Source organism: Photorhabdus namnaonensis (assembly GCF_001684335.1).
Taxonomy (GTDB): Bacteria; Pseudomonadota; Gammaproteobacteria; order Enterobacterales; family Enterobacteriaceae; genus Photorhabdus; species Photorhabdus namnaonensis.
On sequence record NZ_LOIC01000013.1, the window covers coordinates 1 to 301 of the forward strand.

At 48.8% G+C, this 301-nt stretch carries 1 rRNA gene; it reads left to right on the forward strand.

The features are described 5' to 3' along the window. Nucleotides 1-83, forward strand: a 5S ribosomal RNA gene (gene rrf / locus Phpb_RS27640); the annotation flags it as partial. Nucleotides 84-301 lie beyond the last annotated feature (218 nt).

The following is a 301-nucleotide window of genomic DNA, read 5'->3' on the forward strand; positions in this document are numbered from 1 at the left end:
CCCATGCCGAACTCAGCAGTGAAACGCCGTAGCGCCGATGGTAGTGTGGGGTCTCCCCATGTGAGAGTAGGACACTGCCAGGCTTTAAAAACAGTGGAAACCCTCAGCGCAGGCTGGGGGTTTTTGCGTTTGTGCGATATACGACAGTCGTTTTGGCTCCATGAACGTTATAATGCCTGTCGAAATTTGCTTTTGTTAATTATCCCTTTATCTCCAGTACCTTAGCCATCTGCGGTTGGCAGTTTTGTATTTAGCGGTATATCGTTGTTCCCCTCTGATCAGAATTTGCCTTGGGCAAAGC